Annotated in this window: 18 protein-coding genes and 2 pseudogenes; 14 read left to right on the top strand and 6 right to left on the bottom strand. The window is 60.2% G+C overall.

Going from position 1 to position 23467, the window contains the following annotated elements:
* Nucleotides 1–441 (bottom strand): annotated as a pseudogene (locus tag CES87_RS25255) (sulfite exporter TauE/SafE family protein); the annotation flags it as partial.
* A gap of 161 nt (nucleotides 442–602) precedes the next feature.
* Between CES87_RS25255 and CES87_RS25250 the strand changes: the two are divergent.
* Nucleotides 603–1465 (top strand): annotated as a pseudogene (locus CES87_RS25250) (MBL fold metallo-hydrolase).
* Between the two features lie 130 nt (nucleotides 1466–1595).
* On the opposite strand, the gene bkdR reads toward CES87_RS25250, so the two are convergent.
* Nucleotides 1596–2084 (bottom strand): Bkd operon transcriptional regulator BkdR, encoded by a 489-nt coding sequence (bkdR, locus tag CES87_RS25245; RefSeq protein ID WP_008059350.1) that lies wholly within the window; start codon nucleotides 2082–2084, stop codon nucleotides 1596–1598.
* 185 nt (nucleotides 2085–2269) lie between these two features.
* Here bkdR and CES87_RS25240 point away from each other — a divergent pair, with 185 nt between their 5' ends.
* The 5 genes from CES87_RS25240 to CES87_RS25220 all read left to right on the top strand — a co-directional run bounded on the left by CES87_RS25240 (nucleotide 2270) and on the right by CES87_RS25220 (nucleotide 8473).
* Entirely contained in the window at nucleotides 2270–3505 is a 1236-nt protein-coding gene (locus CES87_RS25240) for a 3-methyl-2-oxobutanoate dehydrogenase (2-methylpropanoyl-transferring) subunit alpha (protein WP_128608253.1), read from the top strand.
* A 1-nt stretch (nucleotide 3506) separates the two neighbouring features.
* Entirely contained in the window at nucleotides 3507–4565 is a 1059-nt protein-coding gene (locus CES87_RS25235; protein ID WP_128608252.1) for an alpha-ketoacid dehydrogenase subunit beta, read from the top strand.
* Nucleotides 4566–5840 carry a dihydrolipoamide acetyltransferase family protein gene (locus CES87_RS25230; protein ID WP_128608251.1) on the top strand — a complete coding sequence of 425 codons (1275 nt, stop codon included), beginning with the start codon at nucleotides 4566–4568 and terminating at the stop codon, nucleotides 5838–5840.
* Between the two features lie 7 nt (nucleotides 5841–5847).
* Nucleotides 5848–7230 carry a dihydrolipoyl dehydrogenase gene (lpdA, locus tag CES87_RS25225; RefSeq protein WP_128608250.1) on the top strand — a complete coding sequence of 461 codons (1383 nt, stop codon included), beginning with the start codon at nucleotides 5848–5850 and terminating at the stop codon, nucleotides 7228–7230.
* Nucleotides 7231–7453: 223 nt separating this feature from the next.
* A complete protein-coding gene (locus CES87_RS25220) occupies nucleotides 7454–8473 on the top strand; it encodes a branched-chain amino acid aminotransferase (RefSeq protein ID WP_128608249.1) in 1020 nt (339 codons plus the stop codon).
* 209 nt (nucleotides 8474–8682) lie between these two features.
* Here CES87_RS25220 and CES87_RS25210 read toward each other — a convergent pair whose 3' ends face one another.
* Nucleotides 8683–9021 carry an FKBP-type peptidyl-prolyl cis-trans isomerase gene (locus CES87_RS25210; RefSeq protein ID WP_128608247.1) on the bottom strand — a complete coding sequence of 113 codons (339 nt, stop codon included), beginning with the start codon at nucleotides 9019–9021 and terminating at the stop codon, nucleotides 8683–8685.
* Between the two features lie 182 nt (nucleotides 9022–9203).
* Between CES87_RS25210 and CES87_RS25205 the strand changes: the two genes are divergently transcribed.
* The 3 genes from CES87_RS25205 (at nucleotide 9204) to CES87_RS25195 (ending at nucleotide 12570) form a co-directional block, all read left to right on the top strand.
* Nucleotides 9204–10271: a sensor domain-containing diguanylate cyclase gene (locus CES87_RS25205; RefSeq protein ID WP_128608246.1), complete on the top strand. Its 1068-nt coding sequence runs from the start codon at nucleotides 9204–9206 to the stop codon at nucleotides 10269–10271.
* Nucleotides 10272–10481: 210 nt separating this feature from the next.
* Nucleotides 10482–11774, top strand: a complete 1293-nt coding sequence (locus tag CES87_RS25200; protein WP_128608245.1) for an MFS transporter — start codon at nucleotides 10482–10484, stop codon at nucleotides 11772–11774.
* Between the two features lie 25 nt (nucleotides 11775–11799).
* The gene (locus CES87_RS25195) at nucleotides 11800–12570 is read left to right on the top strand and encodes a substrate-binding domain-containing protein (RefSeq protein ID WP_128608244.1); all 771 of its coding nucleotides are present in this window, start codon (nucleotides 11800–11802) and stop codon (nucleotides 12568–12570) included.
* Here the strand turns inward: CES87_RS25195 and CES87_RS25190 are convergent.
* On the bottom strand, nucleotides 12560–13474 hold the full coding sequence (locus CES87_RS25190) for a LysR family transcriptional regulator (RefSeq protein WP_128608243.1): 915 nt from the start codon (nucleotides 13472–13474) through the stop codon (nucleotides 12560–12562). The two genes, CES87_RS25195 and CES87_RS25190, sit on opposite strands and share 11 nt — an antisense overlap.
* A 157-nt stretch (nucleotides 13475–13631) precedes the next feature.
* On the opposite strand from CES87_RS25190, the gene CES87_RS25185 reads away from it, so the two are divergent.
* Nucleotides 13632–15440 carry a monovalent cation:proton antiporter-2 (CPA2) family protein gene (locus tag CES87_RS25185; protein WP_128608242.1) on the top strand — a complete coding sequence of 603 codons (1809 nt, stop codon included), beginning with the start codon at nucleotides 13632–13634 and terminating at the stop codon, nucleotides 15438–15440.
* A 137-nt stretch (nucleotides 15441–15577) separates the two neighbouring features.
* Here CES87_RS25185 and CES87_RS25180 read toward each other — a convergent pair whose 3' ends face one another.
* A complete protein-coding gene (locus CES87_RS25180) occupies nucleotides 15578–16480 on the bottom strand; it encodes a LysR family transcriptional regulator (RefSeq protein WP_128608241.1) in 903 nt (300 codons plus the stop codon).
* A gap of 133 nt (nucleotides 16481–16613) precedes the next feature.
* Here CES87_RS25180 and CES87_RS25175 point away from each other — a divergent pair, with 133 nt between their 5' ends.
* Both CES87_RS25175 and CES87_RS25170 read left to right on the top strand, forming a co-directional pair.
* Nucleotides 16614–18260, top strand: a complete 1647-nt coding sequence (locus tag CES87_RS25175; protein WP_128608240.1) for a GMC family oxidoreductase — start codon at nucleotides 16614–16616, stop codon at nucleotides 18258–18260.
* Nucleotides 18261–18496: 236 nt separating this feature from the next.
* A complete protein-coding gene (locus CES87_RS25170; RefSeq protein ID WP_128608239.1) occupies nucleotides 18497–20119 on the top strand; it encodes an MFS transporter in 1623 nt (540 codons plus the stop codon).
* A gap of 113 nt (nucleotides 20120–20232) precedes the next feature.
* Here the strand turns inward: CES87_RS25170 and CES87_RS25165 are convergent, their stop codons facing one another.
* Nucleotides 20233–20598: a DUF427 domain-containing protein gene (locus tag CES87_RS25165; protein ID WP_128608238.1), complete on the bottom strand. Its 366-nt coding sequence runs from the start codon at nucleotides 20596–20598 to the stop codon at nucleotides 20233–20235.
* A gap of 270 nt (nucleotides 20599–20868) precedes the next feature.
* On the opposite strand from CES87_RS25165, the gene CES87_RS25160 reads away from it, so the two are divergent.
* On the top strand, nucleotides 20869–22830 hold the full coding sequence (locus CES87_RS25160) for a DNA topoisomerase III (protein ID WP_178081480.1): 1962 nt from the start codon (nucleotides 20869–20871) through the stop codon (nucleotides 22828–22830).
* Nucleotides 22831–22918: 88 nt separating this feature from the next.
* On the top strand, nucleotides 22919–23422 hold the full coding sequence (locus CES87_RS25155) for a GNAT family N-acetyltransferase (RefSeq protein ID WP_128608236.1): 504 nt from the start codon (nucleotides 22919–22921) through the stop codon (nucleotides 23420–23422).
* Nucleotides 23423–23467: the final 45 nt, after the last annotated feature.

The raw sequence follows: 23467 nt of genomic DNA, 5'->3' as shown, positions 1-23467 counted from the left end.
CGGTCCAGGAAAAGCGCCCGGTGTGCTGATCGAGCATGCAGTTTTTCTGACCCCAGTTGGCGTGACCGTGATCGCTGGGCCCTCATCCTTGCGCTCACGGCGCAGCATCCGTGCGGCCACCAGGACCATCAACAGGCTGAACAGGATCATCAGGATTTTTTCCGGCAACTGATGGGCGAAGTAGATACCCACCGGCGAAAAAACCGCCCCCAGCAGGGCAATCAACAACGCCGCGCGGTAGCGCACCAGACCGTGACGCAAGCCATCGACCGCCCCGACCGCCGCCGCGCTGCCCACTGCGAACAGCGCGACGGGCGCCGCCGTGGTCATGCTCCAGCCCAGGCCCAGCACCAGCGCCGGCACGGCAAGAATCCCGCCTCCGGCCCCCGTCAAACCGAGCACCAACCCCATGACCACACCAAAAAAAATCGCCAGCAACATATAACGCTCGTAATCCATGACAAAGGCCGGGAACGCCCGGTATCGATGAGTGACAGGATAGAGCCCGCACAGGTTTTTTCATTAACAGAATTGACGCCGGGCTGGTCAGCGCAGGGAAAATGAAACTAACCTCATGGCTACTCCACCAAGAAACAAACCCCATGCCCGCCCTGATTGAAGCTTTTTTCGACGATGCCTCGTCCACCTGGAGTTACGTGATCTTTGACGCCAAAGGCGGGCAATGCGCGATCGTCGATCCGGTGCTCGACTACAACCCCGCCGCCGGGCGAACCACCACGGTACAGGCCGACCGGATCGTCGCTTTTGTGCGCGAGCATCGGTTGCAAGTGCAATGGCTTTTGGAAACCCACGCCCATGCCGATCATCTTTCCGCCGCGCCTTATCTGCGCCGGGAACTGGGCGGAAAAATCGCCATCGGCCAGTCGATCTGCAAGGTGCAGAACGTGTTCAAGGCCCTGTTCAATCTTGAGCCGGAATTCTCCATCGACGGCTCGCAGTTCGATCACCTGTTCGCCCCTGACGAGTCATTCGTTATCGGCAACCTCAAGGCCACGGCTCTGCATGTACCCGGTCATACCCGGCGGACATGGCGTACCTGATCGGCAGCGACGTGATTCTGGTGGGCGATACGCTGTTTATGCCGGACGTGGGCACCGCGCGTTGCGACTTTCCCGGCGGCGATGCTCACCAGATGTTCGCCTCGATCCACAAGTTACTGGCCTTCCCCGCCAGCGTGCATCTCTATGTCTGCCACGACTATCCGCCCGAGGGCCGCGAACCGCGCTGCATGACCACTGTGGGTGAGCAGCGCAAAAGCAACATCCATGTGCGCGACGGCATCGATGAAACCACCTTCGTCACCATGCGCACCCAGCGTGATGCCGGGTTGGGCATGCCCACGCTGTTGTTGCCGGCGATTCAGGTCAATGTGCGGGCGGGGAATTTGCCGCCTGCTGAAGACAATGGCGTGACCTACCTGAAAATCCCCCTGAATAAATTTTGATGTAATGATCGTTCCCACGCTCTGCGTGGGGATGCATCCCGTGACGCTCTGCGTCACATCCCGAAGCGGAACGCGGAGCGTCCCTGGCGGCGTTCCCACGCAGAGCGTGGGAACGATCAGTCATCTGCGGTCAGGTTCCCAGGGTTAAACCATTCGCCGGCAACGGCAGCGCCGTCTTGTAGCGCACCTGCTTGAGCGCAAAGCTCGATCGGATATTCGCCACCCCCGGCACCTTGGTCAGAAAGTCCATCATGAAGCGCTCCAGCGACTGGATGGTCGGCACCAGCACTCGGATCAGGTAGTCCGGGTCGCCTGCCATCAGGTAGCACTCCATCACTTCCGGGCGATCGGAAATCGCCTCCTCGAAATGCTGCAACGCCTCCTCGACCTGTTTTTCCAGGCTGACGTGGATGAATACATTCACGTGAAGCCCCAGCAGGTCGGCATCGAGCAGGGTCACTTGTTCGCGGATCAGGCCCAGTTCTTCCATCGCCTTGACCCGGTTGAAACACGGCGTCGGCGACAGGTTGACCGAGCGTGCCAGGTCAGCGTTGGTGATGCGTGCGTTCTCCTGAAGGCTGTTGAGAATGCCGATATCGGTACGGTCCAGTTTGCGCATGAGACAAAACCACCTGTTTTTGTTGTTTATGCAGATTTTTTATCTGTAAATGATCTTTAGCGCAACGAAACAGAGAGAAATATTCTTCTTGGCCGGGCCTATGATTGTTGTAGGACAAGATTTGTTCTACCGAATGAAATCTGTCAGCTCACTACAAGAAATTCACAAGATCGAGCGTAGAAGCCATGAACCAAGCGTATGAACCGCTGCGTCTGCACGTCCCTGAACCATCAGGCCGTCCCGGCTGTAAAACCGACTTCTCCTACCTGCATCTGACCGATGCCGGTACGGTGCGCAAACCCCCAATCGATGTTGAACCCGCCGAAACGGCTGATCTGGCCCGCGGCCTGATTCGCGTGCTCGACGACCAGGGTAATGCCTTGGGCCCGTGGGCCGAAGGCGTGCCGGTGGAGATCCTGCGTAAAGGCATGCGTGCCATGCTCAAGACGCGGATCTACGACAACCGCATGGTGGTCGCCCAGCGTCAGAAGAAAATGTCGTTCTACATGCAGAGCCTCGGCGAAGAAGCCATCGGCAGCGCCCAGGCCCTGGCATTGAACATCGACGACATGTGCTTCCCGACCTACCGTCAGCAAAGCATTCTGATGGCTCGCGAAGTGCCACTGGTGGACCTGATCTGCCAATTGCTGTCCAACGAGCGCGATCCGCTCAAGGGACGCCAGTTGCCGATCATGTATTCGGTGAAAGAGGCCGGTTTCTTCACCATTTCCGGCAACCTTGCCACCCAGTTCGTCCAGGCTGTGGGTTGGGCCATGGCTTCGGCGATCAAGGGCGACACCAAAATCGCCTCGGCATGGATCGGCGACGGCGCCACCGCCGAATCGGATTTCCACACTGCCCTGACCTTCGCCCACGTGTACCGCGCGCCGGTGATTCTCAACGTGGTCAACAACCAATGGGCAATCTCGACCTTCCAGGCGATTGCCGGTGGTGAAGCCACCACGTTCGCCGGTCGTGGCGTCGGCTGCGGCATTGCCTCCCTGCGTGTCGACGGCAACGATTTCTACGCGGTCTACGCCGCCTCCGCCTGGGCTGCAGAACGCGCCCGCCGCAACCTTGGCCCGACCATGATCGAATGGGTCACCTACCGCGCCGGCCCGCACTCGACTTCCGATGATCCGTCCAAATACCGTCCTGCTGACGACTGGAGCCACTTCCCGTTGGGCGATCCGATCGCGCGCCTCAAGCAGCACCTGATCAAGATCGGCCAGTGGTCCGAAGAGGAACACACCGCCGTCAGCGCCGAGCTGGAAGCCGAAGTAATCGCCGCGCAAAAAGAAGCCGAGAAGTTCGGCACCCTCGCCGGTGGCCAGATTCCAAGCGCCGCGACGATTTTCGAAGACGTCTACAAAGAGATGCCGGAGCACTTGAAGCGCCAGCGTCAAGAGTTGGGGATCTGACATGAACGATCACAACAACAATATCCAGTTGGAAACCGCCATGACCACGACCACCATGACCATGATCCAGGCCCTGCGCTCGGCCATGGATGTGATGCTTGAGCGTGACGACAACGTAGTAGTGTTCGGCCAGGACGTCGGCTACTTCGGCGGCGTGTTCCGTTGCACCGAAGGCCTGCAGAACAAGTACGGCACCTCGCGGGTGTTCGATGCGCCGATCTCCGAAAGTGGAATCGTCGGTGTCGCCGTGGGCATGGGCGCCTATGGCTTGCGTCCGGTGGCGGAAATCCAGTTCGCCGACTATGTGTACCCGGCGTCCGACCAGATCATTTCCGAAGCCGCGCGCCTGCGTTATCGCTCGGCCGGCGAGTTCACCGCGCCGATGACCCTGCGCATGCCTTGCGGCGGTGGTATTTACGGCGGCCAGACCCACAGCCAGAGCATCGAAGCGATGTTCACCCAGGTCTGCGGTTTGCGCACTGTGATGCCTTCCAACCCCTACGACGCCAAGGGCCTGCTGATCGCTTCCATCGAGAACGATGACCCGGTGATTTTCCTTGAGCCAAAACGCCTGTACAACGGCCCGTTCGACGGCCACCACGACCGCCCGGTAACCCCGTGGTCGAAACACCCGGCCGCGCAGGTTCCGGACGGCTACTACACCGTGCCGCTGGACGTTGCCGCCATCACCCGTCCGGGCAAGGACGTGACCATCCTGACCTACGGCACCACCGTGTACGTGTCGCAAGTTGCTGCTGAAGAAAGCGGTATCGACGCCGAAGTCATCGACCTGCGCAGCCTGTGGCCGCTGGACCTGGAAACCATCGTCAAGTCGGTGAAGAAAACCGGCCGCTGCGTAATCGTTCACGAAGCGACTCGCACCTGCGGTTTCGGCGCCGAACTGGCCGCGCTGGTGCAAGAGCACTGCTTCCACTACCTGGAAGCGCCGATTGAACGCGTCACTGGTTGGGACACCCCCTACCCGCACGCGCAAGAGTGGGCGTATTTCCCTGGTCCGTCCCGTGTGGGCGCGGCTTTGCATCGGGTTATGGAGGTCTGAATGGGCACGCACGTTATCAAGATGCCGGACATCGGCGAAGGCATCGCGGAAGTTGAATTGTCTCAGTGGCACGTGAAAGTCGGCGACCTGGTCGTCGAAGATCAGGTGCTGGCCGATGTCATGACCGACAAGGCGATGGTGGATATTCCATCGCCGGTGCATGGCAAGGTCATCGCCCTCGGCGGGCAGCCGGGCGAAGTCATGGCGGTCGGCAGTGTGCTGATCAGCATTGAAGTCGAAGGCGCGGGCAACGTTAAGGAGTCGGCTGCTCCAGCGGCTGGCATTAAAGAAGCTCCAGCCGTAGCCGCACCGAAAGTCGAAGCGGTCGTGCAAAGCAAACCAGCAACGGCGCCTCGTCCGGCAGCCGTATGCCAGGGACCGATGGTCGCTCGCCAAGCCGATGATCGTCCGCTGGCCTCCCCGGCCGTACGTAAACATGCGCTGGATCTTGGCATCCAGTTGCGTCTGGTACGTGGCAGCGGCCCGGCCGGTCGTGTGCTGCACGAAGACCTCGATACCTATCTGGCTCAGGGTCAGTCGAACGCATCGACCGCCAGCAGTGCTTATGCCCAGCGTAATGACGAAGAGCAGATCCCGGTGATCGGCATGCGCCGCAAGATTGCCCAGCGCATGCAGGACGCCACGCAACGCGCCGCTCACTTCAGCTATGTCGAAGAAATCGACGTCACTGCCGTCGAGGAACTACGCGCCCACCTGAATGAAAAACACGGTACGACCCGCGGCAAGCTGACCTTGTTGCCGTTCCTGGTCCGCGCCCTGGTCGTCGCGCTGCGCGATTTCCCGCAGATCAATGCCCGTTACGACGACGAAGCTCAGGTCATCACCCGCCTCGGCGCGGTGCATGTGGGTATCGCCACTCAGGCTGACATCGGTTTGATGGTGCCGGTGGTGCGTCACGCCGAGGCTCGCAGCCTCTGGGACAGCGCCTCGGAAATTTCGCGATTGGCCACGGCTGCGCGTAACGGCAAGGCCAGCCGCGATGAACTGTCGGGCTCCAGCATCACCCTGACCAGCCTCGGCGCGTTGGGTGGCATTGTCAGCACCCCGGTGCTGAACCTGCCGGAAGTGGCGATTGTCGGCGTGAACAAGATCGTCGAACGGCCGATGGTGATCAAAGGCCAGATCGTGATCCGCAAGATGATGAACCTCTCCAGCTCCTTCGATCACCGCGTGGTCGATGGCATGGACGCGGCGCTCTTCATCCAGGCCGTACGTGCCTTGCTCGAACAACCCGCCACGCTGTTTATGGAGTAAGTAAGACATGCAGACTCTGAACACTACGCTGCTGATCATCGGCGGCGGTCCTGGCGGATATGTGACGGCGATCCGTGCTGGTCAGCTGGGCATTGCGACCATTCTGGTGGAAGGCCAATCGTTGGGCGGCACCTGCCTGAACATCGGCTGCATTCCGTCCAAGGCGTTGATCCACGTCGCCGAACAGTTCCACCAGACCCGGCACCACAGCCAGCATTCGGCGTTGGGCATCAACGTTTCGGCGCCGACGCTGGACATCGGCAAAAGCGTCGAGTGGAAGGATGGCATCGTCGATCGCCTGACCACCGGCGTCGCGGCGCTGCTGAAAAAGAACAAGGTCCAGGTTATTGAAGGCTGGGCGAAAGTGGTTGACGGTAAAACCGTCGACGTCGGCGACACCCGCATTCAGTGCGAGCACCTGGTGCTGGCCACCGGTTCCAAGAGCGTGAACCTGCCGATGCTGCCGATCGGCGGGCCGATCATCTCCTCCACCGAAGCCCTGGCGCCGACCTCCGTACCGAAGCGGTTGATCGTGGTCGGTGGCGGTTACATTGGCCTGGAGCTGGGGATTGCCTATCGCAAGCTCGGTGCCGACGTTAGCGTGGTCGAAGCCCAGGAGCGCATCCTGCCGGCCTACGACGCCGAATTGACCCAACCGGTGCATGAAGAACTGAAAAAGCTTGGCGTGAAGCTTTACTTGAAACATAGCGTTCAAGGCTTTGATTCAAATAAAAATACGCTGCAAGTTACCGATCCAAACGGTGACATCCTGAACCTTGAAACCGATCAGGTGTTGGTGGCCGTAGGCCGTAAACCGAACACCCAGGGCTGGAACCTCGAAGCGCTGAACCTGGACATGAACGGCTCGTCGATCAAGATCGACAACCGTTGCCAGACCAGCATGCGCAACGTGTATGCCATCGGCGACCTTAGCGGTGAACCGATGCTGGCCCATAGGGCCATGGCTCAGGGTGAGATGGTGGCCGAACTGATCAGCGGCAAGTCCCGCGAGTTCAATCCCACCGCCATCGCCGCCGTGTGCTTTACCGACCCGGAACTGGTGGTGGTCGGCAAGACCCCGGACGAGGCCAAGGCTGCTGGTTTGGACTGCATCGTGTCGAGCTTCCCGTTCGCCGCCAATGGCCGGGCGATGACGCTGGAGTCGAAAAGCGGCTTCGTGCGCGTCGTCGCCCGTCGGGACAATCATGTGATTGTCGGCTGGCAGGCAGTGGGCGTCGGGGTTTCCGAACTGTCCACAGCGTTTGCGCAAAGTCTGGAAATGGGCGCGCGATTGGAAGACATCGGCGGCACCATCCATGCGCACCCGACGCTAGGCGAGGCGGTGCAGGAAGCGGCGTTGCGTGCCTTGGGGCATGCGTTGCACTTGTAACCCGAACCCTGTAGGAGCGAGCCTGCTCGCGAAAAACGTCAGGACAACGCGGTCATTCAGACGGAGCGCGTTATCGTTGACGTCCATCGCGAGCAGGCTCGCTCCTACAAGGATCGCATTTCAGGCTGCGAAACATCGGTCGAATGAAGTATTGTTGTGCCCATCCAGAAAAACGTCAGAAGCCTTGAACCGTTTCGGCGGTTGATAAGTGATAGAGGGTGTCATGGGTAACGAAAGCATCAATTGGGACAAGCTGGGTTTTGACTACATCAAGACCGACAAGCGCTATCTGTCGTACTGGCGTAATGGCGAGTGGGACAAAGGCACCCTGACCGAAGATAACGTGCTGCACATCAGCGAAGGCTCCACTGCCCTTCACTATGGACAGCAGTGCTTCGAAGGCATGAAGGCCTATCGTTGCAAGGACGGCTCGATCAACCTGTTCCGCCCGGACCAGAACGCCCTGCGCATGCAGCGCAGCTGCGCACGCCTGCTGATGCCGTTCGTCGAAACCGAACAGTTCATCGAAGCCTGCAAGGCAGTGGTCCGCGCCAACGAGCGTTTCATCCCGCCTTACGGCACCGGCGGCGCGCTGTACCTGCGCCCGTTCGTGATCGGCGTGGGTGACAACATCGGCGTGCGTACCGCGCCGGAGTTCCTGTTCTCGATCTTCTGCATCCCGGTCGGCGCCTATTTCAAGGGCGGCCTGACTCCGCACAACTTCCTGATCTCCAGCTACGACCGCGCCGCGCCACAAGGCACCGGTGCCGCCAAGGTCGGTGGCAACTACGCCGCCAGCCTGATGCCTGGCTCCCAGGCCAAGAAGGCGCACTACGCCGACTGCATCTACCTGGACCCGCTGACCCACACCAAGATCGAGGAAGTCGGTTCGGCCAACTTCTTCGGGATCACCCACGACAACAAGTTCGTCACCCCGAGCTCGCCGTCGGTACTGCCGGGCATCACCCGTCTGTCGCTGATCGAATTGGCCAAGTCGCGTCTGGGTCTGGAAGTGATCGAAGGCGATGTACTGATCGACAAGCTCTCGGACTTCAAGGAAGCCGGAGCCTGCGGTACTGCTGCGGTGATCACGCCGATCGGCGGCATCAACTACAACGACCACCTGCACGTGTTCCACAGTGAAACCGAAGTCGGCCCGATTACCCAGAAGCTCTACAAAGAGCTGACCGGCGTGCAAACCGGCGACATTGAAGCGCCAGCAGGCTGGATCGTCAAAGTTTGATCTGACGTCCGCGACAAACAAAAGCCCCCCACTGCCTTGGCAGTGGGGGGCTTTTTCATGGGAGTGGTTTCACCTGTAGGAGCGAGCATGCTCGCGATGAATCTGAAAACACCACTGGGTGTCAGGCTTCCAGTGTCATCGTTCACGACCATCGCGAGCGTGCTCGCTCCTACAGAGGACTCGTGAACGACCTATAAACAATCTGCCCATCAATCATCCCGCGTCAGCACTTCCAGCAATTCAATCTCGAAAATCAGGTTCGAGTTCGGCGTGATCTTGCCCATCGTGCGCTCGCCATAGGCCAGGTGCGCCGGCACCAGCAACTTGCGCTTGCCGCCGACCTGCATGCCCATGATGCCTTGGTCCCACCCCTTGATCACACGCCCGGTGCCAATCACACACTGGAATGGTTTGCCTCGGCTGTAGGAAGAATCAAATTCTGTCCCGTCTTCCAGCCAGCCGCGATACTGGGTGATGATCAGTGCGCCTTTGATGGCGGCTTTTCCGTCACCTACCTGGAGATCGATAACCTGAAGGTCGTCATTCATAACATTCACTCGTATGCTTGTTGCCCGAAAGGCTTGATGGGCGCCGTTTTCCCAGATTTGCCGTCGATTGGCAACTGTTGCGCTCGCCAGATCACTTTCTGAGGCCGTTTGCCGAAATCACCCTGAATTAAGGTCATCAACATCAACCCGTATGGTCACAACGCCATGATGGCAATTTTCAAATGAATGGGCTCTGGACCATCGCCGCCTTCGGCTCGGTGATGCTTATCCTGATTATCGTATTGATCGCCCGCGAGCGTGGGTTGCGCAAGCAGCTGACCGAATATCGCGCGATCATCAACAACCTCGCCGTAGGCCAGAACATCCACCAGGACGGTGACGCCGAGCGTTTCAAGCGCAGCCAATACTTCGCACGCATTGGCACCTGGGACTGGGATGTAGACACCGACAAGCTCTATTGGTCGGAGGCGATCTTCAGCATGTTCGGCTTCAAGATAGGCGAAGTGACGCCCTCCTACGCGCTGTTTTGCGCCTGCGTGCATCCCGACGACCGGGCCAAAGTCCGGGCCGGCGAGCTGCGTTGCCTGGCAACGGGTGAAAACCACGACGAGGAATACCGCGTGGTCTGGCCCGATGGCACCATCCGCTGGCTGCGGGAAACCGGAAATGTGGTCAAGAACGACCATGCTCAGACGATCAAGATGATGGGTGTAGTGCGCGACATCACCGAGGAAAAAGCCTCCGCCAGTTACCTGCAACACCTGGCCCATTTCGATCCGTTGACCGGGTTGCCCAATCGTCTGGTGCTCGAAGAACGCCTGTCCGTTGCGCTGGAACAGGCGCGCGTCAGCGCTACGAGGGTTGCACTGGTGTTTGTCGATCTGAACGGTTTCAAGGCGATCAACGATCACTACGGTCATGCGGCCGGCGACCGCGTGCTGGTCACCACCGCGACTCGACTGAAACGAATCCTGAGCACCACCGACACCGTGGCCCGGATCGGCGGCGACGAATTCGTGGTCATTCTCCAGGGCCTGCCCCAAGGCATCTGCCTGCAGGACGAAGCCCGCAGCATCTGCCAGAAAATCTTCGTCGAACTCTCCCCGCCCATCACCATCGGCAACGAACAGCGGCACATCGGCACCAGCCTTGGCGTCGCCGTGTTCCCCGACCATGCGCCGAGCATGGACCGGCTGATTCACATTGCCGATCTGGCGATGTATGCGGCCAAGCGCAGTGGGAATAATCAGTATCGGTTGGGTGAGCAGGGGGTGAGTCATCCAATATAAGCGTGCCTGACAGGGCCTCTTCGCGGGCAAGCCTCGCTCCTACAAGCGATGACGTCAGATCCAACACAAATGCATTGATCCGCTCGACACATCAATGCATACCAACTATGCAATTAACATATCGCCCACCCTGCTCCACTATCCGCCCCAATAAGAACCGTGCGCCGTGTCCAGGCGACGCACGTCATAAAAGCGGTGGAGTACCTATCTATGACAGCCTCAATCCCAAGCGGACGTTCTCGGGCCAGTGCGATTTTCCGGGTCACCTCGGGCAACTTTCTTGAGCAGTTTGACTTCTTCCTTTTCGGTTTTTACGCCACGCAGATCGCTGCCGTGTTCTTCCCTGCCAGCAGCGAATTCGCCTCGTTAATGATGACTTTTGCCGTGTTCGGCGCGGGCTTTTTGATGCGTCCGCTGGGTGCAGTGGTGCTGGGTGCGTACATCGACGATGTGGGCCGGCGCAAAGGCTTGATCGTCACGTTGTCGATCATGGCCAGCGGCACAATCCTGATCGTGCTGGTGCCCGGTTACCAGACCATCGGTCTGTTCGCCCCCGCGCTGGTGCTCCTTGGCCGCTTGCTGCAAGGCTTCTCGGCTGGTGCGGAACTGGGCGGTGTTTCGGTGTATCTCTCGGAGATCGCGACACCGGGCAACAAAGGCTTTTTCACCAGTTGGCAGTCGGGTAGCCAGCAAGTGGCGATCGTCGTCGCAGCAGCGTTGGGTTATGGCCTGAACCAATGGATGGCGCCCACGGTGATTGCCGACTGGGGCTGGCGGATTCCGTTTTTCGTCGGCTGCATGATCGTGCCATTCATCTTCTTCCTGCGCCGTAACCTGGAAGAGTCTGAAGAGTTCGCCGCCCGCAAACACCGGCCAAGCATGGCCGAAGTGTTTCGCACCCTGGCGCAGAACTGGGTGATCGTGATCGCCAGCATGCTGATGGTCGCGCTGACCACCACCGCGTTTTACCTGATCACTGTATACGCGCCGACCTTCGGCAAAACCGTACTGCACCTGAGCACGTCTGATGCATTGTTGGTGACCTTGCTGGTGGGCGTTTCGAACTTCTTCTGGCTGCCCATCGGTGGCGCGTTGTCGGACCGTATCGGGCGGCGTCCGGTGTTGATCACCATGGCCTTGCTGGCGCTTGCCTCGACGTATCCGGCGCTGTCGTATCTGGTGCAGGCGCCGAGCTTCCTCAACATGCTGTTGGTGCTGCTGTGGCTGTCGTTCATTTATGGTTTGTACAACGGCGCGATGATTCCGGCGCTGACCGAAATCATGCCGGTAGAAGTGCGAGTCGCGGGGTTCTCCTTGGCTTATAGCCTGGCTACCGCGGTGTTTGGCGGTTTCACCCCGGCGATGTCGACCTTGCTGATCCAGTACAGCGGCGACAAGGCTGCGCCCGGCTACTGGATGAGCTTCGCGGCACTCTGCGCCTTGTGCGCGACGCTGTTCCTCTATCGCCGTGCCAGTGGCCGCATGCAACCAGCCCTGTCGTGAACCTGCCCTTTTCGAGAACACGTCCATGAAAAAGCTTTTCAATGTCGCGGCCCTGGCGCTGCTCATCAGCCTGAGCGCTGTCGCCCAGGCGCAAGAGATTCGCGTGATGACCTCCGGCGGCTTTACTGCCGCCTACAAGATCCTCGGTCCGAAGTTCGCCGCCTCCACCGGCAACACCCTCGACACCGCGCTCGGCCCGTCGATGGGCAAAGCCCCGGAAGCGATCCCCAATCGCCTCGCCCGAGGAGAACAAGCCGACGTGGTGATCATGGTCGGCTACGCACTGGACGATCTGATCAAGCAAGGCAAAGTCGATCCGGCATCACGGGTCGAACTGGCGGACTCGCGGATTGGCCTGGTGGTGCGCGAAGGTGCACCGAAGCCGGACATCAGTTCCGTCGACAGCCTGAAAAAGACCCTGCTCGACGCCAAGTCAGTCGCCTATTCCGACAGTGCCAGCGGCGTGTATATCGAACAGCAGTTGTTCAAACGCCTGGGCATCGAGAACCAGCTGAAAGCCAAGTCAACAATGGTGCCGAAAATCCCCGTGGGCTCGGTGGTTGCCACCGGCGACTATCAACTGGGCTTCCAGCAGGTCAGCGAATTGCTGCCGGTGCCGGGGGTGACTTTCGTGGCGAAGATTCCGGAATCGGTGCAATCGGTCACCCGTTTCGCCGCGGGCATTCCGGTCGGCGCGCAACACCCGGCCGAGGCCAAAGCGCTGCTGGAATATATGGCGTCGACCCAAGCTCAGGCGGATGTGAAAGCGACGGGGCTGGACTCGGTCAGTCGCTGAGGGTCGGCGGTACGACTTTCATTTCCACCACCAGGCGCTCCAGTTCCAGTGCTGCCGGGGTCAGCGTGCGACCCCGGCGCTTGATCAGCCCGACACTGCGCATCACCTGCGGCTCGGTGAGCGGCACCCGAGTCAAAATCGGGTGATCCGCCGCCGGCATCGCCATCAACGGCACCGCTGCCACACCCAATCCCGCCTCGACCAGCCCGATCATGGTCGTCACGTGCAAGGTTTCGCAGATGCTCTGCCGCTGCGGCACCACCCGGGCCAGCGCCTGATCCAGCAAAAAACGGTTGCCCGACGTCTTGCCCAGCGAGATGTAGTCCTGCTGATAAAACTCGTCCCAGGTCACGCTGGAGCGTCCGGCCAATGGATGATCGCGCCGGCAGGCCACTACATAACTCTCTTGCACCAGCGGTTCGAAATCCACCTCGGCCTCAAGGGTGCCCATAAAACTCAGGCCGAAATCCGCCTCGCCGTTGACCACCGCACTCAGCACTTCATGGGCGCTGGAGTCCAGCACCTTGACCTTGATCCGGGGAAATTGCCGGTGATAGTGAGCGATGACCCGCGGCATGAAGTAGTAGGCCGCCGACGGCACGCAGGCAACGGTGACGTGGCCGAGGCGGGTCGAGGCAACCTCACTGATGCCCAGCAATGCCACGTCCAGATCATCCAGCAGACGCTCGACGTTGGGAATGAAACCGCGTCCGGCCTGGGTCAGGCTGACCTTGCGTGTCGTGCGATCGAACAACCTCACGCCGAGGGCGTCCTCAAGTTTTTCGATCCGTCGGCTCAGGGCTGGCTGGGAGATGCGCACGGCATCGGCGGCCTTGCGAAAGCTGCCCTGCTCGACCACCGCGCGAAAGGCTTGCAAGTCATTGAGGTCGAAATTGATGGCCATGGTGCGCACTCGGTTCGGATCAGATTGATCCGCTTATTCTATAAATGTAACCAATTAATGCTAAATGTAACAACTTAACCCGGACGCTTTGCTGACGTCGTCGGGCACAGCCTTTATCCTTGTCCCCCCCGCCGTACCGAGTAAATGGAGTTTTCTCATGCCCCATGAAGGCAATCTGTTGCAAGCCGCTGTCGTGTTTCTGCTCGCGGCAGTCCTCACCGTTCCCCTGGCCAAGCGTCTGCAGTTGGGGGCGGTGCTGGGTTATCTGTTTGCCGGGGTGATCATCGGCCCCTCGGTGCTGGGCCTGATCGGCAACCCGAGCAGCGTCAGCCACATCTCGGAACTCGGCGTGGTGTTGCTGCTGTTTATCATCGGCCTGGAACTGTCGCCACGACGCTTGTGGGTGATGCGCAAATCGGTGTTCGGCGTTGGCCTGGCGCAGGTGCTGCTCACCGGCTCGGTGATTGGCGTGGTGGCACTGTTTGTGTTTGGACAAACGCTCAACAGCTCGATCGTGCTGGGCCTGGGGCTAGCCCTGTCGTCTACCGCTTTTGGTCTGCAAAGCCTGGCCGAGCGCAAGGAGTTGACCAGCCCTCACGGGCGTCTGGCCTTTGCGATTCTGCTGTTCCAGGACATCGCCGCGATCCCGTTGATTGCGATGGTGCCGCTGTTGGCCGGCGTCGACCACAACACCAGCACGGCAGAAGATGTGAACCACGGTTTGCGGGTACTGGGTAGCATCGCCGTGGTGGTGATCGGCGGGCGTTATCTGTTGCGTCCGGTGTTCCGCGTGGTGGCGAAAACCGGTTTGCCGGAGGTGTCCACCGCCACCGCGCTGCTGGTGGTCATCGGCACCGCGTGGCTGATGGATCTGGTCGGCGTGTCCATGGCCCTCGGCGCATTCCTCGCCGGCCTGCTGCTGGCGGATTCCGAGTACCGTCATGAACTGGAAGCACAGATCGAACCGTTCAAGGGCCTGTTGCTGGGACTGTTTTTCATCAGTGTCGGCATGGGCGCGAACCTGAGTCTGCTGCTGAGCGCGCCGGTTACGGTGTTGGGACTGACCCTGGTGCTGATCGCCATCAAGCTGCCGTTGCTGTTTATTGTGGGGCGACTGGCTGGGGGGTTGAGCAAGGTCAGCGCGATTCGCCTCGGCATCGTCCTCGCGGCTGGTGGTGAGTTTGCTTTTGTGGTGTTCAAGATCGGCCGCGATCAGGGCCTGTTCGAGCCGCGCCTGTACGACTTGCTGGTGCTGACCATTACCTTGTCCATGGCCGTCACACCCTTGTTGCTGCTGGTATGCGCGCGTCTGGTCAGCCCCACGGTGCAACCGGTGGTGGTGCCGGAAAAATTTCGCGAAATCGACACCGATGCACCTCGCGTGGTGATCGCCGGCATGGGCCGCATGGGCCAGATTGTGGCGCGTATCCTGCGGGCACAAAACATCAAGTTCGTCGCCCTCGACACTTCGGTGGAAACCATCGAACTGTCGCGTAGCTTCGGCGGTGTACCGGTGTTCTACGGCGACCCGATGCGCCCGGAAATCCTCAGCGCGGCCAAGGTCGAGCAAGCCGAGTTTTTCGTGATCGCCACCGATGACCCGGACACCAACATCAAGACCGCCGAGCTGGTGCACAAGCTCTACCCGCACATAAAGATCATCGCCCGTGCCCGTAACCGCCAGCATGTGCATCGGTTGATGGACTTGGGCGCGCAGGCCGTGCGCGAAACCTATTATTCGAGCCTGGAAATGAGCCGGCAGACGCTGATCGGTCTGGGTTTGACCCAGGCCCAGGCGGATGCGCGGATCAAGCGTTTCAAGCACCACGACGAACAAGTGCTCGAAGCCCAGCACGCGGTCTACGACGATGCGGCGAAAGTGATGCAGACGGCGCAGGAAGCCCGGGCGGAATTGGCGCGGTTGTTTGAGTCGGATCAGTTGGAAGAGCAAGCGAAAAAGAATTGAGGTAAATGTACCGGCCTCTTCGCGGGCAAGCCTCGCTCCTACAGGGATCAGTGTAAAAACTGTAGGAGCGAGGCTTGCCCGCGAAGGCGTCATGCCTGATACACCGCGTTATCGTTCTTCGCGAGCAAGCTTCGCTCCTACAAAAAATCGGGATTGGGGCCAAGCAGAAGTTCCTGTTCACGCTCACACAACTCCACTATGTAGTCCCACATCACCCGCAGACGCACCGATTTGTGCAGTTCGCGGCGGGTGCTGATCCAGTAGCTGCGCAGGATGCTTTCGTCCGCAAACAACGGCACCAATGCGGGATCGGCGCTGGCCATGTAGCACGGCAGCACGGCGATGCCCAGGCCCGCGCGGGCGGCCTGTTGCTGGGCGATGACGCTGGTGCTGTGGAAGACCACCTGCGGATTGCGGCAGAAGCTGTTGAGGAACATCAGCTCCTGGCTGAACAGCAAGTCGTCGACGTAACCGATCCAGGCATGCCGCCCCAAGTCTTCGCGGCTGTTCAGTGGCGGTGAACGGTCGAGGTAATCCTGACTGGCGTACAGCGCCAGACGATAGTCGGTGAGTTTGCGCGTCACCAGCATGTCGGCAGACGGGCGTTCGAGATGGATGCTGATTTCCGCTTCGCGGTTGAGGATGCTGACGAAGCGTGGCACTGCCACCAGCTCCACCTCCAGGCCCGGATAGCGTTCGAACAGCCCGTTCATGCGACTGGCGAGGAACATGATGCCCAGCCCTTCCGTGACCCCGACGCGGATCTTTCCCAGCGGCGCCGTGGATTGGGTGATTTCCTCCTGGGCCAGCAGCGCGACGTTCTCCATGGCTTCGGCGTGTTTGAGCAACGCTTCGCCCGCCGGCGTCAGCTCATAACCCTGGGCATGCTGCACGAACAGCGCGTTGCCAAGGCTTTTTTCGATGGCTTCGATATGCCGTGCGACCGTGGCGTGGGTGGTGTTCAAACGGCGGGCGGCGGTCAGCAAACGTCCGCTACGCTGTAACTCCAGAAAAAACCGCAGGTCATTCCAGTCGAACATGAGTCGTCCTTGAAGCTTGGCGATTGAAGGCGCTGTTTAAAAACGCACAGCAGGTGGGCAAAAACTAACATTCTTTAAACGAAAGCTAACAACTAGGATGGGATACAACAAGAACAACAACACGAGGTCAGGGATGCAAACTTCCCTTGATGAATTCGACTACATCGTGGTCGGGGCCGGTCCGGCCGGTTGTTTGCTGGCCAATCGGCTGTCGGCCAACCCGCAACACCGGGTGCTGCTGCTCGAAGCCGGCGGCCGCGATAACTATGCGTGGATTCACATTCCCGTGGGTTACCTGTTCTGCATCGGCAACCCGCGCACCGACTGGTGCTTCAAGACCGAAGCACAACCCGGCCTGCAAGGTCGTACCTTGAGTTACCCGCGCGGTAAAGTGCTTGGTGGTTGCTCTTCGATCAACGGCATGATCTACATGCGCGGCCAGGCCGGCGATTACGACAGTTGGGCCGCCGACGGCAACCCCGGCTGGAGCTGGAAGGAAGTGTTGCCGCTGTTCAAGAAAAGCGAAAATCACTTTGCCGGGGAGTCCGAATTTCATGGTGCCGACGGCCAGTGGCGGGTCGAACGCCAGCGTCTGTCATGGCCGATTCTTGATGCGTTCCGCAGCGCCGCCGAGCAAAGCGGCATTGCCAGCATCGATGACTTCAATCAGGGCGACAACGAAGGTTGTGGCTACTTCCAGGTCAACCAAAAGGCCGGCATCCGCTGGAACGCGGCCAAGGGGTTTCTCAAACCGATCCGTGATCGCGCCAATCTGACGGTACTGACTGGCGTCGAAGTCGACCGCGTGCTGCTGGAAAATGGTCGCGCGTCGGTGGTGAGCGCCCGCTGGCAAGGTCAGGCGAAAACCTTCAAGGCACGTAAGGAAATTGTACTGTGCGCCGGTTCTGTTGGCTCGCCGAGCATCCTGCAACGCTCAGGGATAGGCCCTCGCCCGCTGCTGCAACGCTTGGGCATCGGCGTGGTCCATGAACTGTCCGGCGTGGGTGGCAACCTGCAGGATCACCTGCAACTGCGGCTGATCTACAAACTGGAAAATGCCCGCACCCTGAATCAGATCGCCGGCAGCCTGTGGGGCAAGATGGGCATGGGCCTGCGTTATCTCTATGACCGCAGCGGCCCACTGTCCATGGCGCCGAGCCAGCTCGGGGCCTTCGCCCGATCGGGACCGGAGCAGACCTCGGCCAATCTTGAATACCACGTACAACCACTGTCGCTGGAACGCTTCGGCGAACCGCTGCATGCCTTCCCGGCCTTCACCGCATCGGTCTGCGACTTGCGCCCGCGAAGTCGGGGCAAGGTGGAAATCCGCTCCGCCGACCCGCAAGAAGCGCCACTGATCCAGCCCAATTACCTGAGTCATCCCGAGGACCTGCGGGTCGCCGCCGATGCCATTCGCCTGACCCGGCGTATCGTTGCCGCGCCGGCCCTGCAAGCGTTCAAACCCGTCGAATACCTGCCCGGCGACAGCCTGCAAAGTGAAGAACAACTGCACGAAGCCGCGGCACGCATCGGCACCACCATTTTCCATCCGGTCGGTACTTGTCGCATGGGCAACGATGCTGATGCGGTGGTCGATGCAGAACTGCGCGTCCATGGCATCCCCGGTCTGCGCATCGCCGACGCCTCAATCATGCCGCACATCACCTCGGGCAACACCTGTTCGCCTACGCTGATGATCGCGGAGAAAGCCGCACATCTTATGCTGAATGCAGCCACCAGGAGCATCACCCCGACAATGGAACTGGTCACACATCCCTGAACATACACGCCCCCTGTAGGAGCGAGCCTGTCGAATCGTCGCACCGTCGCGATGGACGTGAACGATAGCGCGGGAAACCAGACACCCCGCGGCGTCCTGAAGTCCATCGCGAGCAGGCTCGCTCCTACAGGAAGCAGAAAGCGGTTGCACCCGATTTATGGATAAACGCGGCACCAGCCCACAAAGCCGGCGCCGACAGTGGAACAACAAAAACAATCACTGTGAGGGATACCGATATGTCAGAACATGTTCAGCAGCTGGAAGCCGTGCGCAGCGCGGGCACCAGCCAGGAAACCCAGAAAGTCATCTTCGCCTCGTCGCTCGGTACGGTCTTCGAGTGGTATGACTTTTTCCTCTACGGCGCCCTCGCGGCGGTGATCAGCAAGCAGTTTTTCGCCGGGGTCAACGACACCACGGCGTTCATCTTCGCGTTGATGGCCTTCGCCGCCGGCTTCGTCGTCAGGCCGTTCGGCGCTTTGGTCTTCGGTCGGCTGGGGGACATGATCGGGCGAAAATACACCTTCCTCGCCACCATCATCCTCATGGGCCTGGCGACCTTCTGCGTCGGGTTGCTACCGACCTACGCCAGCATCGGCATCGCCGCGCCGATCATCCTCGTGGTGCTGCGCATGCTCCAGGGCCTGGCCCTTGGCGGCGAGTACGGCGGCGCCGCGACTTATGTCGCGGAACACGCGCCCATCGGCAAACGCGGTTTCCATACCAGCTGGATTCAGTCCACCGCCACCCTCGGCCTGCTGCTCTCGTTACTGGTGGTACTCGGTTGCCGCTACTTCACCGGCGATCAGTTCGAAGTCTGGGGCTGGCGCATTCCGTTCCTGTTTTCAATCATTCTGCTGGGGATCTCGACCTGGATTCGCCTGAGCCTGCACGAATCTCCTGCCTTCGTGAAAATGAAAGAAGAAGGCAAGCTCTGCAAGTCGCCGATCCGCGATTCCTTCGGCAAATGGGAAAACCTAAAGGTTGTTTTGATCGCGCTGTTCAGTATCAACGCCGGGCAAGCCGTGACCTTCTACGCAGCGCAGTTCTACGTGCTGTTCTTCCTCACCCAGTTCCTGAAAATGGACCCCGCCGTGGCCAACGGCCTGCTGATCGTCAGCGTCACCATCGGCGCGCCGTTCTTCATTTTCTTCGGCTGGCTGTCGGACAAGGTCGGGCGTAAACCGGTGCTGATGCTCGGCCTGTTGCTCGCCACAGCGCTGTACTTCCCGATCTTCAAGACCCTGGCCCACTACGCCAACCCGGCCATCGACCAAGCCAGCCGCCAGGCACCAATCACCGTGCTGGCCGACCCGGCCACCTGCACCTTCCAGTTCGACCCGGTGGGCAAGGCGAAATTTGATAGCCCGTGCGACAAGGTCAAGACCTTCCTGGTCAAACAGGGCCTGCCGTACAGCAGCGCAGCCGCACCGGCCGGCAGCGGCGTGCAAGTGAGCGTCGGCGACGTGAAAATCGACGGGTTCGACGAAGCCGCCCTGCGCGGCGCGGTGACCCTTGCCGGCTACCCGCAAAAGGCCGACATGCAGCAGATCAACAAACCGATGATCGTGGCGCTGATTGTCGCGCTGATCATCATCTCCGCCATGTGCTACGGCCCGCTGGCGGCGCTCATGGTCGAACTGTTCCCGACTCGCATCCGCTACACCTCGATGTCCCTGCCTTACCACATCGGCAATGGCTGGTTCGGTGGCTTCCTGCCGACCGTGTCGTTTGCGTTGGTGGTGTACACCGGGGACATCTTCTACGGGCTGTGGTATCCAGTGCTGATCACCGGGGTGAGCCTGGTGGTGGGGATGCTGTGCTTGCGTGAGACCAAGAACGTGGATCTCGACAAGAACTGAGACTGCCCGGAAACAACCTGTAGGAGCGAGCTTGCTCGCGAAAAAACCAGGGACGCCGCTGGGCACCTGGTTTTACGCGTAATCGTTCACCTCCATCGCGAGCAAGCTCGCTCCTACTCGAGTTCGACGACCTCAAACTTCACTTGATCCGGATAGAACGCCAGGTATTTGCGAATCTGCGAGACAGATACTTTTGGATTCTCGTAACTCCACACCGCGTTGGCGCCTTCATGCCCCGGGATCTGCAGACTGAAATAACTGGCATCGCCCTTGTACGGGCAATAGCTGGTGTGATCGGTACGGGCGTAATACTTCTCGTCGATGTCTTCTCGCGGCACGTAATACACCGGCGGGTAATTGGCCTCCAGCAGCACCAGTGCGCGCGAGGACGCAGCCACCTGGATACCGTGAAACTTCACCAACAGACAGCCCGGTTGCTCGGCGATGGTGATGACAGGACTAGGACCGGTACTTTTCATGGAATTCGTTCCTCATGACGATTGACCGCGTTATCGTTCATCGCGAGCAAGCTCGCTCCTACAGCGATGGGCTGCGCAGCAGCGCCAAAACCTGCAAGCACGATGTATCAGGTATAACCCAAGTTTCGCATTCACGACTGCCTCACAGCCGAACGGGTTCTGCAAACAATCCCAACCCACTAACTGTACATCCATACAGATAAAGATTGCCTGCGCGCACATCACCGGCCATTCTGTGCATCTCCCGGACCTTGATCGACGATGGTGGTTATGCGGCTGTACCTCTGTGAAAAACCTTCCCAGGCCAAAGACATTGCGGCCGTGCTCGGCGCCAAACGCCGTGGCGATGGATGCTGGCTGGGAACGGACGTCACGGTGACGTGGTGCATCGGTCACTTGCTGGAAACCGCCCCACCGGATGCCTACGACGCGCGCTACAAACGCTGGGTGCTGGCGGACCTGCCGATCATTCCGGACAAATGGAAGATGACCGTCAAACCGCGCACGGCCAGCCAGTACAAGGCGGTCAAGCGCCTGCTCGGTGAAGCTGACGAACTGATCATTGCCACCGACGCCGACCGTGAAGGCGAGATGATCGCCCGGGAACTGGTGGAGCATTGTCGCTATCGCGGGCCGATCCGCCGCTTATGGCTGTCGGCACTGGACGATGCCTCGATTCGCAAGGCCCTCGCCGCGCTCAAGCCGGGTGCCGAGACCTTCAGCCTTTACCATTCGGCACTGGGGCGTAGCCGGGCCGACTGGCTGATCGGGATGAACATGAGCCGGCTGTTCACCTTGCTCGGGCGCCAATCCGGCTATCAGGGCGTGTTGCCGGTCGGCCGGGTACAAACCCCGACCCTGCGTCTGGTGGTGGATCGCGACCGCAGCATTGCCGATTTCGTACCCGTCGCTTATTGGGCCATCGATGTGCAACTGCTCCATGAAGGCACCGCGTTCACTGCGCAATGGCGGGCGGCCTCCGAAGTTTGCGACGATCAGGATCGCTGCCTGAATCAGGCGCTGGCCCAGCAGGCCGCTGCGGCGATGATGGGGGCAGCGAACGCCAGGGTGATCAAGCTGCGCACTGAGCGGATGCGCGAAGTAGCCCCGCTGCCGTTCGACCTGGGCACCTTGCAGGAAGTCTGCTCGAAGAAACTCGGACTCGGCGCCCAGGAAACCCTCGATATCGCCCAGGCACTCTACGAAACCCACAAAGTCATCACCTACCCGCGCAGTGACTGCGGCTACCTGCCGCTCAGCCAGCACAGCGAAGCACCGGGCATTCTGGCGGCGTTGCGCCAGGCCGATCCGGCGCTGAACGCCTTGCACGATCACCTGGAACCTCAACGCCGCTCACGCGCCTGGAACGATGCCAAGGTCAGCGCGCACCACGGCATCATCCCCACTGCCGCGGCGAAAAACCTCGATCGACTGGTGGGCAAGCAGCGTGCGGTCTACACCCTGATCCGTGCACGATATCTGGCGCAGTTCCTGCCCAATCACGAATACGACCGCACCCAGGCCGATTTCGACTGTGCCGGTGAAGCCTTGCGCGCGGTCGGCAAGCAGATCGTCGAACCTGGCTGGAAGCGCGCCCTGCCTGAAGCCCTTGCCCCGACCCCAAACTCGGCCAAGGTTCGGGAAGTGCCGGCCCCGCAAACCCTGCCCAACCTCAAGGAAGGCATTGATTGCGCGGTGGCCAACGTGCAGTTCAAAGACCTGTGGACCCAACCACCCAAACCGTTTACCGAAGGCGACCTGATCAAAGCCATGAAGAACGTGGCCAAACTGGTGGAAGATCCGCTGCTCAAACAGAAACTCAAGGACACCACCGGCATTGGTACCGAAGCGACCCGCGCCTCGATCATCCAGGGCCTGCTCGACCGCGGGTATCTGATCAAGAACGGCAAGGCACTTTCTGCAACCCCGGCCGCTTTCAGCCTGATCGATGCCGTGCCGCGGGCGATTGCCGATCCGGGCACCACGGCCATTTGGGAGCAGGCGCTGGACATGGTGCAGAGCGGGGAAATGAGCCTCGAAGAGTTCGTCACCAAACAGGCGGCGTGGATGAGCAAGCAGGTTGCCCGTTGCGCCGGCCTGAGCCTGTCCATTAGCGGCCCGGCCAGTTCTGCAGGACGAGGCGCCACGCCCTGGAAAAACAAGCGCAAACCGGCCAAGCGTAAGGCATCGACTGGCGCCAAACGCACTGCGAAACCGGCAGGCAAGGCCTGAGCGCCCCACCGAAATCGCCAGCACGCCGGCTCCTGCAGATTCCTGTTGTGCCACCATACAGAGTGCACCCCAACAGGAGCCTCCCAACATGTCTTCAATAGAACTGCACGCAGCGCAGCGCGACGAACTGGAAACAATTGAAAACCTGATGCAGTTCTACACCTACGACTTCAGCGAGTGGTTGCCACTAAGACTGAGTGAACATGGTTTTTTCAACATCAGGCCCCTGCCGGACTACTGGCGAAAACCCGCGACACGGCCGTTTTTGATCCGGATTGACAGCGAACTCGCCGGTTTCGTGACCGTGGATGACGAGTGTCATCTGCCCGGCGCCCAGTACAACATCGGCTACCTTTTTGTCAGCCGACGCTTTCGTGGCCAGGGTGTCGCGAAGTTTGTCGTTTCCACCCTCTTGAGCCGATTCCCCGGTCAATGGCAGATTTTCCACATTGAGGCAAACCAGCCAGCACGGCTGTTCTGGGCCGCGGTAATGCCGCGTCTTAGCCCAAACGGGTTCACCCGGCATCGGCAGACGATCGAGGGCTATCCTTGCACCCTTTACCGCTTTGAGCTTTCGCCGCCATCCTCCTGACCGGCGCTTTTCACTCCCCTTTTTAATTCCAGACAGCATTGTCCG

It is taken from the genome of Pseudomonas sp. ERMR1:02 (assembly GCF_002277815.1).
GTDB lineage: Bacteria > Pseudomonadota > Gammaproteobacteria > Pseudomonadales > Pseudomonadaceae > Aquipseudomonas.
This window is presented reverse-complemented; position numbering and strand designations above follow the sequence as displayed.

What these genes read in the sequence shown, in the direction of transcription:
- CES87_RS25230 (WP_128608251.1), top strand. Translation starts at nt 4,566, where the DNA reads ATGGGCACGCACGTTATCAAGATGCCGGACATCGGCGAAGGCATCGCG.
- CES87_RS25210 (WP_128608247.1), bottom strand. Translation starts at nt 9,021, where the DNA reads ATGAATGACGACCTTCAGGTTATCGATCTCCAGGTAGGTGACGGAAAA.
- CES87_RS25185 (WP_128608242.1), top strand. Translation starts at nt 13,632, where the DNA reads ATGCCCCATGAAGGCAATCTGTTGCAAGCCGCTGTCGTGTTTCTGCTC.
- CES87_RS25180 (WP_128608241.1), bottom strand. Translation starts at nt 16,480, where the DNA reads ATGTTCGACTGGAATGACCTGCGGTTTTTTCTGGAGTTACAGCGTAGC.
- CES87_RS25235 (WP_128608252.1), top strand. Translation starts at nt 3,507, where the DNA reads ATGAACGATCACAACAACAATATCCAGTTGGAAACCGCCATGACCACG.
- CES87_RS25160 (WP_178081480.1), top strand. Translation starts at nt 20,869, where the DNA reads ATGCGGCTGTACCTCTGTGAAAAACCTTCCCAGGCCAAAGACATTGCG.
- bkdR (WP_008059350.1), bottom strand. Translation starts at nt 2,084, where the DNA reads ATGCGCAAACTGGACCGTACCGATATCGGCATTCTCAACAGCCTTCAG.
- CES87_RS25205 (WP_128608246.1), top strand. Translation starts at nt 9,204, where the DNA reads ATGAATGGGCTCTGGACCATCGCCGCCTTCGGCTCGGTGATGCTTATC.
- CES87_RS25165 (WP_128608238.1), bottom strand. Translation starts at nt 20,598, where the DNA reads ATGAAAAGTACCGGTCCTAGTCCTGTCATCACCATCGCCGAGCAACCG.
- CES87_RS25240 (WP_128608253.1), top strand. Translation starts at nt 2,270, where the DNA reads ATGAACCAAGCGTATGAACCGCTGCGTCTGCACGTCCCTGAACCATCA.
- CES87_RS25190 (WP_128608243.1), bottom strand. Translation starts at nt 13,474, where the DNA reads ATGGCCATCAATTTCGACCTCAATGACTTGCAAGCCTTTCGCGCGGTG.
- CES87_RS25170 (WP_128608239.1), top strand. Translation starts at nt 18,497, where the DNA reads ATGTCAGAACATGTTCAGCAGCTGGAAGCCGTGCGCAGCGCGGGCACC.
- CES87_RS25200 (WP_128608245.1), top strand. Translation starts at nt 10,482, where the DNA reads ATGACAGCCTCAATCCCAAGCGGACGTTCTCGGGCCAGTGCGATTTTC.
- CES87_RS25175 (WP_128608240.1), top strand. Translation starts at nt 16,614, where the DNA reads ATGCAAACTTCCCTTGATGAATTCGACTACATCGTGGTCGGGGCCGGT.
- CES87_RS25155 (WP_128608236.1), top strand. Translation starts at nt 22,919, where the DNA reads ATGTCTTCAATAGAACTGCACGCAGCGCAGCGCGACGAACTGGAAACA.
- lpdA (WP_128608250.1), top strand. Translation starts at nt 5,848, where the DNA reads ATGCAGACTCTGAACACTACGCTGCTGATCATCGGCGGCGGTCCTGGC.
- CES87_RS25195 (WP_128608244.1), top strand. Translation starts at nt 11,800, where the DNA reads ATGAAAAAGCTTTTCAATGTCGCGGCCCTGGCGCTGCTCATCAGCCTG.
- CES87_RS25220 (WP_128608249.1), top strand. Translation starts at nt 7,454, where the DNA reads ATGGGTAACGAAAGCATCAATTGGGACAAGCTGGGTTTTGACTACATC.